The sequence below is a fragment of the Micromonospora sp. NPDC049903 genome, assembly GCF_044460945.1.
Lineage (GTDB): Bacteria > Actinomycetota > Actinomycetes > Mycobacteriales > Micromonosporaceae > Micromonospora.
In genome coordinates this window covers 313822-327054 of sequence record NZ_JBITKL010000003.1, presented here as the reverse complement: position 1 = coordinate 327054, position 13233 = coordinate 313822, and the positions used below count along the sequence as shown (strand labels likewise).

The 13233-nt window shown below is 70.8% G+C and carries 5 protein-coding genes; 3 read left to right on the top strand and 2 right to left on the bottom strand.

What is annotated here, in order from left to right; genetic code table 11:
- Window positions 1–1962 (bottom strand): asparagine synthase (glutamine-hydrolyzing), encoded by a 1962-nt coding sequence (asnB, locus tag ACIBO1_RS09210; RefSeq protein ID WP_396743052.1) that lies wholly within the window; start codon window positions 1960–1962, stop codon window positions 1–3.
- 112 nt (window positions 1963–2074) lie between these two features.
- Between asnB and ACIBO1_RS09205 the strand changes: the two genes are divergently transcribed.
- The 3 genes from ACIBO1_RS09205 (at window position 2075) to ACIBO1_RS09195 (ending at window position 7556) form a co-directional block, all read left to right on the top strand.
- Window positions 2075–3556 carry an aminopeptidase P family protein gene (locus ACIBO1_RS09205; protein WP_396743049.1) on the top strand — a complete coding sequence of 494 codons (1482 nt, stop codon included), beginning with the start codon at window positions 2075–2077 and terminating at the stop codon, window positions 3554–3556.
- 293 nt (window positions 3557–3849) lie between these two features.
- Complete coding sequence (locus tag ACIBO1_RS09200; protein WP_396743046.1) at window positions 3850–5538, top strand: right-handed parallel beta-helix repeat-containing protein; 1689 nt, start codon at window positions 3850–3852, stop codon at window positions 5536–5538.
- 311 nt (window positions 5539–5849) lie between these two features.
- Window positions 5850–7556, top strand: coding sequence for a hypothetical protein (locus ACIBO1_RS09195; protein WP_396743043.1), 1707 nt, complete (start codon window positions 5850–5852; stop codon window positions 7554–7556).
- A gap of 73 nt (window positions 7557–7629) precedes the next feature.
- Here ACIBO1_RS09195 and pulA read toward each other — a convergent pair whose 3' ends face one another.
- Entirely contained in the window at window positions 7630–13128 is a 5499-nt protein-coding gene (gene pulA, locus ACIBO1_RS09190) for a pullulanase-type alpha-1,6-glucosidase (RefSeq protein WP_396743040.1), read from the bottom strand.
- Window positions 13129–13233: the final 105 nt, after the last annotated feature.

The following is a 13233-nucleotide window of genomic DNA, read 5'->3' as shown; positions in this document are numbered from 1 at the left end:
TCAGCGCACCATGGACCCGACGACGGGCTTGGTGAGCAGCGCGGACTGGTTGCGCTGGATGCCCGGGTCCAGCGTCTTGGCCACGAAGATGGCGTGCCAGACGCAGAAGATCAGGACCGTCCACACCTTGCGGGAGTGGTCGGCCTCCTCGCGCTTGTGCTCGTCCAGCAGGCGCAGCGCGTACGACAGGTCGAGCAGGTCGCCGGCGCCGGAGGTGCTCAGCACGTGCCGGGCCCACTCGTACATCTCGCCGCGCAGCCAGACCCGGGTCGGGGTCGGGAAGCCCAACTTCTTGCGGTTGACGATGGCCGGCGGCACCACGCCCTGCAACGCCTGACGCATGGCGTACTTGGTGGCGTCGGAGCGGGGCGGCAGCTTCAGGTCGACCGGGATCTTCGCCGCGACCTCGAACACGTCGCGGTCGAGGAAGGGCACCCGCACCTCCAGCGAGTGCGCCATGGAGATCCGGTCGGCCTTGACCAGGATGTCCCCGCGCAGCCAGGTGTAGAGGTCGACGTACTGCATCTTGGTGACGTCGTCCAGCTCGGTGCACTCGGCGTAGATCGGCGCGGTGACGTCGGTGTAGCGCACCGAGGGGTCGTAGCGACGCATCAGGTGCTGCTTCTCCTCCTCGGTGAACATCCGCGCGTTGCCGTAGTAGCGCTCCTCGAGCGGCGTCGTGCCGCGCTCCAGGAAGCTCTTGCCCTTGACCCCCTGCGGGATGGCCTTGGAGACCGCCCGCAGACCCTTCTGGACCCCGCCGGGCAGCCCGTTGACGCTGCTCAGCGACAGCGGCTCACGATAGATCGTGTACCCGCCGAAGAACTCGTCCGCGCCCTCACCGGAGAGCACCACGGTGACGTGCTCGGCGGCCTTCTTGGCCACGAAGTAGAGCGGCACCAGCGCCGGGTCGGCCACCGGGTCGTCCAGGTGCCAGACGATCTTCGGCAGCGCGTCGATCATGTCCTGCGGCCCGATCTTCGTCGGGATCGTGGTCACGTCGAGGTGGCGGGCCGACTCCTGGGCGACGTCGATCTCCGAGTACCCGGGCACGTCGTAGCCGACGGTGAAGGTGAGGATGTTCGGGTTGAACTCGCGGGCCAGCGCCACCACCGCGGTGGAGTCGATGCCGCTGGACAGGAACGACCCGACCGGCACATCGGAGCGCATGTGCATGCGGACGCTCTCGCGCAGCGTCTCGCGGATCTCGTGGTAGAGCTTCTGCTCGTCGGCGACCGGGCCGGGCCGGAACACCGGCCGGTACCAGCGTCGCACGTCGATCCGGCCGCCCGGGGTCCAGGTGAGGTACTCGCCCGAACCGATCCGGCTGATCCCCTTGTGCAGGGTGCCCGGCTCGGGGACGTACTGGAGGGTCAGGTAGTGGCTCAGGTTCGCGGTGTCCACCCCGGCGTCCCCGGCGTACGCGGACTGCGCGAACGGCAGCAGGGCCTTCTTCTCCGAGGCGAGGTAGAGCCCGTCGGCGGTCTCCAGGTAGTGCAGCGGCTTGATGCCGTAGTAGTCGCGGGCGCCGAACGCCCGGCGCTCCTGCCGGTCCCAGATGACGAAGGCGAACATGCCACGCAGCCGGGTGAGCACCTGCTCGCCCCAGTAGTGGTAACCGGCGACGATCACCTCGCCGTCACCGTTGGTGGCGAACCGGGCCCCGTAGTCGCGGATCAGCTCCTCGCGCAGCTCGATGTAGTTGTAGATCTCGCCGTTGAAGGTGAGCAGGTAGCGGCCGTCGGCGTAGGGCAGCGGCTCGTGGCTGAGCGCCACGTCGATGATCGCGAGCCGCTTGTGGGCGAACACCCCGTCCGCGTACCGGCCGGAGGCGTCCCCGACCACCTCGACGCCGGTCTCGTCCGGGCCACGGTGGTGCAGGCATTCCAGCGCTGCGGCGATGTTGTCGCGGTGGGCGGCGGCGTCGCCGCGGGCACTGAAAAAGGCCAGGAGTCCGCACATGGCCGTCATCTTTCCACGCGTCCGGATCGGGCGTCGCAGCACTGCCGGGCTCTGGACCGGAACGGGTTTCGGGGTACCGTCGGCACCAGCGATGCGGCGAAGGGAGCGGGGAATGACCGAGGAACGCACCGACGGCAAGCCGGCCGACGGCACGGAGTCGCACGACCCGGACTTCCCACCGGCGTTCCTGTCGTTCATGCGGCAGGGGTGGCGGGACACCGGGCTGCCGGTCGGCCCCCGGCCGGAGGTACCGAACTACGCCAAGCGTCGCGCGGCCCTCTCCGCGGCCTTCCCCGGCGAGACGCTGGTGATCCCCACCGGCGGCGAGAAGGTCCGCGCCAACGACACCGAGTACCGGTTCCGCCCGGGCAGCGACTTCGCGTACCTGACCGGGGACTACGACCCGGACGGGGTCCTGGTGCTGCGGCCCAACGGCTCGGGGCACGACGCCACGTTGTTCATGCGCCCCCGCTCCTCGCGGGAGACCGACGAGTTCTTCCGGAGCCGCCACGGTGAGCTGTGGGTGGGCCGCCGGCACACCCTGGCGGAGAAGTCGACCGAGCTGGGGCTGCCCACCGCCGACCTGACCGAACTGGAGGCGGCGCTGGGCGACCTGGCCCCGGCGCGTACCCGGGTGCTGCGCGGGTTCGACGCCTCGGTGGACTCGGCCGTGCGCCCGTACGACGGGCCCCGGGCCGACGGCCAGCCGGCCCGCGACCGGGAACTCGCGATCGCCGTGTCGGAGTTGAAGCTGGTCAAGGACGAGTGGGAGATCGCCCAGCTCCAGGACGCGGTCGACGCGACGGTACGCGGTTTCGAGGACGTGGCCCGGGTGCTGCCGGCCGACCGGGGCGTCTCGGAGCGACTGCTGGAGGGCGTCTTCGCGCTGCGCGCCCGGCACGACGGCAACGACGTCGGGTACGGCTCGATCGTCGGGGCCGGCGAGCACGCCACGATCCTGCACTGGGTGCACAACCACGGCGTCACCCGTCCGGGTGAGCTGCTGCTGATGGACATGGGCGTGGAGGGGCACCACCTCTACACCGCCGACGTGACCCGGGTGCTGCCGGTCGACGGCCGGTTCACACCGTTGCAGCGCCAGGTCTACGACATCGTGTACGCCTCGCAGCAGGCCGGCATCGAGTTCATCAAGCCCGGTGTGACGTTCAAGGACGTCCACCTGACCTGCATGCGGGTGCTCGCCGAGGGGCTGGCCGAACTGGGGCTGCTGCCGGTGAGCGTGGACGAGGCGATGGACGAGTCGTCGACCGTGTACCGGCGGTGGACGCTGCACGGCTTCGGGCACATGCTCGGCATCGACGTGCACGACTGCTCCCACGCCCGCAAGGAGAAGTACCGGGACGGGGAGCTGGGCGAGGGCTACGTGCTCACCGTCGAGCCGGGGCTGTACTTCCAGCCGGAGGACGAGCTGGTGCCGGAGGAGCTGCGCGGCGTCGGCATCCGGATCGAGGACGACGTCCTGGTCACCGCCGCCGGTGCGGTGAACCTGTCGGCCGGCCTGCCGCGTCGGGCCGACGAGGTGGAGACCTGGCTGGCCGAGCAGCGCGAGGCGGGACCCCGCCTGCCGGGCTGACCCGTACGACCCGCCGAAGGGCGGGCCTTCCCTGGTGGCGGATGAGCGCCGCTGTTGAAGGCCCGCCTTTCGGCGTGTCCGGGAGAAGGTGCCCGGCGCTATCGGTGCCACTCTCCCCGATTGGCAGCCGCACGCCCGAACTGAGTCAGTTATGGGGTTTTTTCGTATTAGTCATCCTCGCGAAGATGCTTCTCATACGGTGGTCATCAGAGGCTACAGGCTGTTTGTAGCTACTCGCACTGCTTAGTACGGGTGCGGGTCAGTCTGGTAGGAGGAAAGGGCGGAAGGCTCTGATGTCCAATGACGAGTTGACTTCGTACGGTGGGCCGCCTCCGGTCCCGCCAGGTCGACGACGACGCAAGATATGGGTGGCCGCCGGAGTCGCCGGGCTCACCGGAGTGGTCGGGCTGGCCGCACTGGGCGGCGTGGCCGCCCGGGACCAGAAGTCCGGCGACCGGAACAGCACCTCGGACGCCCAACCGGCGGCCGCACCGAGACCGGAGGCTCCCGGTCCGACCGCGGAGGCGGACGGCCGGACCGACGACAAGGCCACCCGGAGCGGCGAGGAGCAGGGCGCGGACCGCAAGGGCCATGAGGCGTCCTCCGGCGAGCAGCGCCGCGACGACAAGGATCGGGGACGCGAGGTGCCCTGCGACAGCGACAAGCTGATCCAGGCCATCGAGTACGCCAACGACAACCGCGGTGGCACGCTGGAACTGGCCAAGGGGTGCACCTACGAGCTGACCCGCTCCGACGTCGGCGACGGCACCGGCCGCAACGGTCTGCCGGTGATCACCCAGGCGGTCACGCTCGCCGGGCGCGACACCACGATCATCCGGGCGGCGAACGCCGAGGCGTTCCGGATTCTCAACGTGGGTCGCAGCGGTCACCTGACCCTGAAGAACGTCGTCGTCAAGGGTGGGCTGACCGAGGCCGACCCGATCACGGCGGCGAGGGCGAAGGTCGACCTCGCCGCGAAGGTCGTCGCGAAGCCGGCGAAGGCGGGGGCGGGCGTGAACGGCGCCAAGGCCGCCAAGGCCGCCACGAAGGTCCCCGCCGCCACGAGCACCACCGCACCCGGAGCCGGCGGCGACACCACTGCGGTGGACGTCGAGCCGGGCGACGGCGCCGGTCTGCTCGTGCAGCGGGGTGGCCGGGCCGACGTCGAGCACAGCGAGTTCCTGCTGCACCACGCCGGCGGCAACGGCGGCGCGATCGCCAACTTCGGCACCGCCCGGGTGGCACACAGCCGGGTGGCGACCAGCAGCGCCGGCGGGGTCGGCGGCGGCGTGTTCAACGCGGGGGTGTTCCGGGTCGAGGAGGCCACGATCACCGACAACAGCGCGGTCGACGGCGGTGGCATCGGCAACGGTGTCCCCGGTCTCGGGTTCCCCGGCGGCGGTGGCACGCTCTGGGTCTGGAAGAGCACGATCGAGCGCAACCGGGCCACCGACAACGCGGGTGGCGTGCTCACCTACCGGGGCACCGCGACGTTGACCGAGACCAGGATCGTCGGTAACCACAGCGGCGAGGACGGCGGCGGTCTGCTCGCCCTCGGCGACGGACAGCTCGCGTTGGAGAAGGCCCTGGTGGCCCGGAACTCCGCCGACGACACCTCCGGCGGGCTGGGGGTCGGCCCGGAGAGCACGGCGGTGATCGAGCACAGCGAGATCACCGAGAACGTCGCCGAGCGCAACGGTGGCGGACTGACCACCTACGGCGGCACCGCCGTCGTGCGGAACACCGCGATCGTGGCCAACCGGGTGGTCGGCCAGTACTCGGTGGCCGGCGGCATCTACAACGACGGTGGCCAGGTCCGGCTGGAACGCTCCACGGTCAGGGCCAACTTCTCGGTGCTGCCGCCCGGTGGCATCTGGACCAACAACGGCGGCGTGGAGATCGACCGCAGCTCGGCGGTGACGGCCAACCGGCCGACCAACTGCGTCGGCAGCCCGGTCGTGCCGGACCGCTGCTTCGGCTGATCGTTCCTTCTGTGTACAGGTAAATCCAGAACACGACCACATAGACGGGCTCCTCCGCCGCACGGCGGAGGAGCCCGGGTCGTCTACCACCTGCTCGGGCCGTAGCGGCTGATCGCACCGGGCCGGCCCGTATCGCGCCCTTCCATCACTCCCGCGCAACCCGTACCGAATGTGGGGTTATCTCGGATATGGGCGCGAAGCGAGGAACACTCTCATACGGTGCATGTGGGAGCTACAACCGATTTGTAGCAGGGGAAGCTCACCCGCGTGTGACGACCCTGTCTGGTACGACGAGAGGGCAGAGAGCTCCGATGTCCAACTACCAAGCTAAGAACAACGCCGCGGAGCCGGAGGTGGCGCCGAAGCGGCGTCGCGCTTTCTGGCTCGCCAGCGGCGTCGCCGGCCTCACCGGTGTGGTCAGCATCGCCGCCGTCGGAATCGGCGCCGGCGCGGTCAGCGCCGACGGTCTGCGCTGGTCCACCGCGCAGCAGGTCAGCTCGGACAGCGACCGGGGCCCGGGTGCCGCCGAGGGGCACGAGGGCAAGAAGCGGGACCGCGGTGGCGACCAGCGCGACGACCAGCGCAAGGACCGCGGTGGCAACGAGCACGAGAACCGCGGTGGCGACGAGTACAAGGACCGCGGCGACGACCGCAAGGACCACGAGAAGGAGGTGCCCTGCGACTCCGACAAGCTGATCCAGGCCCTCGTCTTCGCCAACGACAACCACGGCGGCGTGCTCAACCTCGCCAAGGGGTGCACCTACACGCTGACCCGTTCCGACGTGGGCGACGGCACCGGCCCCAACGGCCTGCCGGTCATCACCGAGAACGTCGTCCTCAAGGGGCACGACACCAAGATCGTCCGGGACGCCACGGCCGAGGAGTTCCGCATCCTCAACGTGGGTCGCGGCGGGAACCTGACCGTCAAGGGCCTGACCATCAAGAACGGCCAGACCCGGGCACTGCCGATCAACGGGGACACCCCCGAGGCGGTGTGGTCGCGGTTCTCCAACTCGGTGGAGGCGACCAAGGCCGCCGAGGCCAAGAAGGCGTACCTGCCGCTGCTGCAGGCCGCACCGAAGGGTGCCGCGCTCAAGGCCGCCCAGGCCAAGGCCGCTCCCTCCGTGCTGTTGGAGCCGGAGTCCAACGACGGTGGCGGCGTGCTCGTGCAGCCCGGCGGCAGCGCGTCCTTCTCCGATACGCACATCGTCGCTAACCAGGCCGGTGGCGTCGGTGGCGGCCTGGCCAACTTCGGCAAGGCCGACCTGCACCGCAGCACCGTGGCGGACAACACCGCGTTCCTGTACGGCGGCGGCATCTTCAACGCCAGCGTGCTGCGGGTGGCCGAGTCGAGGATCATCAACAACGACGCGATCATCGGCGGTGGCGGTGTCGCCAACGGTGCCGCCTTCATCTTCCGCGAGGACATCGACGGCGGGACCGCGTTGATCGAGAAGACCGAGATCACCGGCAACGAGGTGCTCGGCTTCGGCGGTGGCCTGCTCGACATCGAGGGCAACACCACCGTGCAGCACTCGAAGATCCTGCACAACACGGCGGTCCTGGCCGGCGGCGGCGTGACCGCGGCGGGCGACGACAGCACCCTGGAACTGGCGCACGTCGAGCTCGCCAAGAACACCACCGTCGGTGTCGGCGGCGGTCTGGCGCTCGGCTTCACGGCGATCGCCAACGTCTCGGACAGCAAGATCGTCGAGAACAAGGCCGGCTTCTTCGGTGGCGGTGTCTTCAACGGCACCGGCGAGGCGACCTTCCGCAACAGCGAGATCAGCGGCAACCGGGCCGTCGGCCCGCTGGGTGTCGGTGGCGGCATCTTCACCGTCTCCGGCGAGATCGACCTGGAGAAGACGAGGGTGTCGCACAACTTCGCCACCCTCGCGCCGGGCGGCGTGTTCAGCTTCATCGGCCAGGTGAACGTGGACGACAAGTCCGCGATCACCGCCAACAAGCCGACCAACTGCGCCGGAACCATCACCGCGATTCCGAACTGCTTCGGCTGATCACCAGACCGAGGTGACGACCCGGCCCCGTCGGACCGATCTGCGGATCGGATCGGCGGGGCCGGACCACGTGCTACCGCTGCACGAAGACCGCCACGCTGCGCGCCGGCACCTGGAACGTACCGCTGGAACGCGCGAACGACGCGGTACGCAGCACCGGGTCGGCCGAGGAACGCAGCACCGGATGCACCGACACGTCCGCCCCACGCAGCGCGTCGACCTGCTGCGTCGCCGCCTGCGGGGTGCCGTTGAAGACCACCGTCACCGACCGCCACGGCCCGCCCAGGCCCCGCGCGTCCAGGGTCATGGTGAGCACACCGGGCGTCTCCGCCGGGCCGGAGAGCGGGAAGGCGACCCGCCGTTGCACCTCCCGTGCGGTGGGCAGCCCGAAGACCGGCGTGGAGGCCCGGATCCGCAGCAGTTCGGCGTACCGGGCATCGGTCAGCGCGATCGCCGCGCAGTCCGGGACCAACGCCGGATCCGCCAGCAGCGGTCGGGCGTACGACCACTTGTCCCGGTTGTCCTCGGCCGGCGGAAGCCCGATGCCGAACCCGTTGCCCTGCGTGCAGTCCCAGCGGATCTGGTTGAACCAGTCCCCCGAGTTGTACGAGTTGCGGTCCAGCGACTTGGACCGCAGCCGCTCGGTGCCGGTGGTCACGAACCCGGCGCCCTGACCCATCACCACCGTGCTCAGCGCCAGCACCTGCATCCGGGCCCGGTCCGTGGCCGAGGTGCCCTGCGGCAGCTTGTAGGCCAACGCGTCGTACAGGATCTCGTTGTCGTGCGCGTCGACGTAGGTGATCGCCTCGCCCGGCGCGTCGGTGTACCCGGCCGGCGAACCGTTGTAGTCCACCTGCGCCCCGGTCACCTCCCGGCCACCGGAGTCGGTGAACCGGTAGCCGCGCAGGTTGCCGGTCAGCCCGACCTTGACCAGGTCGTGCTGGTGCAGCAGCCGGGTACGCTGCTCGGCCGCCGAGCCGTTGACCGGGTCACCGTTGGGGTCGGTGAACAGACCGGAGGCGAAGCCCTGGTGGCGGGGGTTCTCGTCGAACGGGCCGCCACCGCGCACCGCGTCGCGCAGCCGGTCGTTGAACGTGCCGATCCCGGTGCCGGCCATGTTGGCCTGGGTCGCCTGCACGAACCGCGCGTCGTCGGCCACCTCGCCGAAGTTCCAGCCCTCGCCGTAGAGCAGGATCTTCTTGCCGTCCACGCCGTCGCGGGCCACGGTCAGCCGGTCCAGCGCGGTGCGGGCGGCCAGGATGTTGGCCTTCGGGTGGTGGCCCATCAGGTCGAAGCGGAACCCGTCGACCTTGTACTCCCTGGCCCAGGTGACCAGCGAGTCGACCACCAGCTTGCCCATCATGGCGTGCTCGGGTGCGGTGTTGGCGCAGCAGGTGGAGGTGGCCACCGCGCCGTCGTCGAGCAGCCGGTGGTAGTAGCCCGGGACGATCTGGTCGAGCACCGAACGCGGGTCTGTGCCGGCGGCCGAGGTGTGGTTGTAGACCACGTCCAGCACCACCCGCAGGCCCGCGCCGTTGACCCCGGCCACCATCTGCCGGAACTCGACGGTCCGACGTGTGCCGTCGGGGTCTACGGCGTACCCGCCCTCGGGGACGGTGTAGTGCAGCGGGTCGTACCCCCAGTTGTAGCCGTCGGTGTCCTTCACCGCCGCGACGCACTCCTGCTGGCGTTCGGAGTCCGGCGCTGCGGCGGCCAGGTCGCAGTCGGGCTGACGCTGGTCGGCACGCCGTTCGGGGATGGTGGCGAAGTCGAACACGGGCAGCAGGTGCAGGTGGGTCACCCCGGCGGCACCGATCGACCTCAGGTGCCGCATCCCGGCGGTGCCCGGGTCGGTGAAGGCGAGGAAGGTGCCGCGACGCTCGGCCGGCACGGTGCTGTCGGCGATCGAGAAGTCCCGCACGGACAGCTCGGAGATCTGCACCTTGGCCGGCGCCACCGCACTCGGCTTGCGCAGCGTCGACCAGCCCGCCGGCGCCAGCTTCGGGTCGGTCAGGTCGGCGATGAGGCTGTGCGTGGAGTCCGCCGCCAGCGCCACCGAGTACGGGTCGGTCACCGAGGCGGTCACCACCTGCTGGGCCGCCGGCTGCCACGCCTGCACCCGGTACCGGTAGTACGTGCCGGTCCAGTCCCGCGCCCCGCGCACCGACCACACACCGGTGCGGTCGTCGCGGCGCATCGCCACCACGCGCGGCGTGGCGGTGGGCGAGTCGAACAGCTCCAGCGACACCGTCCGCGCGGTCGGCGCCCACACCGCCAGGGACGGCAGGCCGCCCGTGAAGGTGGCGCCCAGGCGGGCGGTGGTGGCCGGGGCGTAGACGTCGTCGAGCACCCCCGGGAGCTGCACGCCGGTGGCACCGAGCAGCGTGCCGTCGGCGGCCCGCTCGGTCACCAGCACCTGCCCGCGCAGTGCCGCCGGCACCTTCGCCAGGTCCCGCTTGTCCAGGGTGAAGGCGCGCCGGTCCCACAGGTGCGGGAACCGGTCGCGCTGCTCCTCGGTGAGCCCGTTGCGGCGCGCGGTCAACGGCATCGAGGTGTACGTGCCGACCAGGTCGCCGTCGACCACGCGTACCCCACCGGCGGGTGCGGTCACCAGCGCGTACGCCCGACCGTCGGTGGGACCGGTCCGCCAGGCGACGGTGCCCCGGTCGATCCAGTGCGCCGCCTGCCGGGTGATGTCGGTGTCGCCGCCGCCGCCGCCGGTGGTCGTCGGCGGCAGCAGCCGACCCGGTGTCGCCGCGAGCAGCCAGACCTCCCGCCCTGCCTCGGCGAAGTCGAGCCGCTGGTCCTGCGGCAGGTCCTTGGTGTCCCCGGAGTGGATGATGTAGCTCAGCCCGGTCGCTCCCTCGGCCAGCGGCACCCGGAACTCGGCGCCGTACGAGTCGATCCGGGTCGGCGGCATCGGCCGGGCCCAGTCGGTGGGCGTGGCCGCGCCGTCCCACAGGTGCAGTCCCCAGCCGTCGTAGTCACCGTCCGGCCGGTGGTAGTGGATCACCGTCACGCCCTCCTCGACCGGCGGTGCCGGTGTCCCGGCGGCCTCCTCCCGGCTCGGATAGGTGGCCGGGTCACCCTGTTTGACCCAGACCTCACCGGTGCGCGTCACGTCCACCGTCCGGTCGTTCTCGACGTCCTTGTTGCCGTCCGCGTCGACCACCAGGAAGCCGACCGACGTCGCCCCCGGCTTGAGCTTCACCCAGGCGAACCGCCCGTACGAGTCGGTGCCGGTGAACGGGCGACCCTGCGGCCACTCGGTCGTGTACGCCGGATCGATGTCGCCCCAGGCGTACAGGCCCCAGTCGTCGTAGTCGCCGTCCGGGCGGTGGTGGTGCACCACCAGCCAGTCGCGGGACGCGCCGGTCGGTGGGGTGCCCACGGTGGCGGTGGAGCGGGCGGTGGCGGTACGGCCCCGGGCGTCCCGGACCGCCGCCTTGTACTCGATCTTCGTGCCGGCGGCCAGCCCGGTCAGGTCGTGGTGCACGGTGTACGGCGCCCGGTGCGCGGAGCCGAGCAAGGTCCACCTGCCGCCCGCCACCCGGGCCGCCATCGTGACGGTGGCCAGCGGGTCCCCGCTGACCTGTGCGGTCACCTCGGCCTGCGTGTCCACCGGCGTAGCCGTGGGGGTGGTGATGGTCAGGCCCGGCTTGGCGGCGGGCAGCGCGACGGGCCGACCGGCCCGGTGCACCACCGCCGACAGCGGGGGCACGGTCACGGTCAGGGTGCCGTCACCGGCGGTCGCCCGCCGACCGGTGGCGCCGTAGACGGCGGTGAAGGTGGCGCCGGCCGACCAGGTGTCCACGGTGACAGTCTGCGCGGTCGGCGCGTTGTTCACCGCCACCACGTACTCGGTGCGGTCGCGCGGGTCGAACCGGGAGAATGCGAAGACACCCGGGCCGTCGGCGGCGTGGCGCGTCACCTGCACACCGTCGCGCAGCGCCGGGTGTGCCCGGCGCAGGTCGCCCAGCCCGGCGATGGTCCGGTAAAGGGGATGCGTCCGGTCGAACTGGTCCTGGGCGTGGGTCCGGTCGGTGCCCAGCAGGTCGTCGTCGAGGTAGTCGGCGGTGCGGGAGGCGAACATCGGCTGCCGGGCGTCCTTGTCCCCGCCCGCGCCGGTGAAGCCCTGCTCGTCGCCGGAGTAGACGACCGGCTGACCACGGGTGAGGAACATCAGCTCGTGAGCGAGCTGATCGCGGCGCAGGTGGGTGGCCGGGTCGGTGTCGCCGTTGACGATGAACGAGCCGATCCGCCCCATGTCGTGGTTGCCGAGGAAGCTGGGCAGCCGCCTGGCGTCGGTGTCCCGGGCGGCGTAGAGGTCGTCGCGGGCGTACAGGTCGGCCAGCGTTGTGGCGGAGCCGTCGGCGGCGGTGAAGCCACGCGCCGCCTCCTGGAAGCCGAAGTCCAGAGTGGCCGGCAGTCCACCCTGCCGGACGTAGCTGGAGGCGGTCTCCGGGTCGGCGCTGTAGACCTCGCCGAACATGAAGAAGTCCGGCTTGCCGGCGCGGGCCGCGGCCTGCGTGACGCCCTGGCTGAACTGCGGCCAGAAGTCCATGTTGACGTGCTTGACGGTGTCCAGTCGGAAGCCGTCCACGCCGGTTGCGCGCACCCAGTCGGCGTAGATCTTCGTCATGCCGCGGACCACCTCGGGTCGCTCGGTCCACAGGTCGTCGAGACCGACGAAGTCACCGTACTCGCTGTTCTCGCCGACGAAGGTGGAGTCGCCCCGGTTGTGGTACATGGTCGGGTCGTTGAGCCAGGAGGGCACCTTCACCGTCGCGTCCGCCGGGGTCCGGAAGGTCGGGGTGTACGGGAAGGACCGGGTGTTCACCTCGGGGAAGGGCCGCGATCCGTCGGCGAAGTTGCGGTCCTCGAAGGGCCGCCCCTGCGCGTCCCGGTAGGGCGTGGTCGCCTTGTCTACATAGGTCTGCCGGTTCTCGGCGTAGCTGATGACGTCGGCGGTGTGGTTGACGATCACGTCGAGAAAGACCTTGATGCCGCGCCGGTGCGCCGACTGGACCAGGCGCTTGAGGTCGGCGGCGGTGCCGAAGTGCGGGTCGACCTGGGTGAAGTCGGTGATCCAGTAGCCGTGGTAACCGGCCGACGCGTCGTCGCCCTCGCCCTGCACCGGACGGTTGGCGAAGACCGGGGCGAGCCAGATGGCGGTGGTGCCCAGTCCCTCGATGTAGTCGAGCCGCTCGATCAGTCCCTTGAGGTCGCCACCCTGATAGAAGCCCTTGTCCGTCGGGTCGTAGCCGGTGCGCAGGCGGTCACCGGTGAGGCCGCCCCGGTCGTTGCGTGGGTCGCCGTTGGCGAACCGGTCCGGCAGCACGAAGTAGAACTGCTCCGCCGTCGCCCGCTCGTCGGTGCCCGCCGCCAGCAGGGCGGCGGCGGACGGCTCGGTGGGCCAGGTGACGGCGCCGGTGGCACTGGGCGCCCCGGTGGTCGGGCGACCGGCGGCGGTGGCGCTCTCGGGAACCGCGACCGGCGCGCCGGCCAGCGTCAGGGTGAGCAGGAAGACGAACGCGAGCAGGGCCTTACGCGACAGCGGCGGGGGTTTCATCGACGGCCTTCCTCTGGCTGCTGATTGGCCCGCACGCTAGCCCTTGCCGAAACATTCTGCAATACCTTGCAAGCATGACGGCAACAGAGCAGTCTCTTGCGCAAG

Bases quoted from the DNA above. Each gene is read 5' to 3' on its own strand.
- ACIBO1_RS09205 (WP_396743049.1), top strand. From the start codon at position 2,075: ATGACCGAGGAACGCACCGACGGCAAGCCGGCCGACGGCACGGAGTCG.
- pulA (WP_396743040.1), bottom strand. From the start codon at position 13,128: ATGAAACCCCCGCCGCTGTCGCGTAAGGCCCTGCTCGCGTTCGTCTTC.
- ACIBO1_RS09200 (WP_396743046.1), top strand. From the start codon at position 3,850: ATGTCCAATGACGAGTTGACTTCGTACGGTGGGCCGCCTCCGGTCCCG.
- ACIBO1_RS09195 (WP_396743043.1), top strand. From the start codon at position 5,850: ATGTCCAACTACCAAGCTAAGAACAACGCCGCGGAGCCGGAGGTGGCG.
- asnB (WP_396743052.1), bottom strand. From the start codon at position 1,962: ATGTGCGGACTCCTGGCCTTTTTCAGTGCCCGCGGCGACGCCGCCGCC.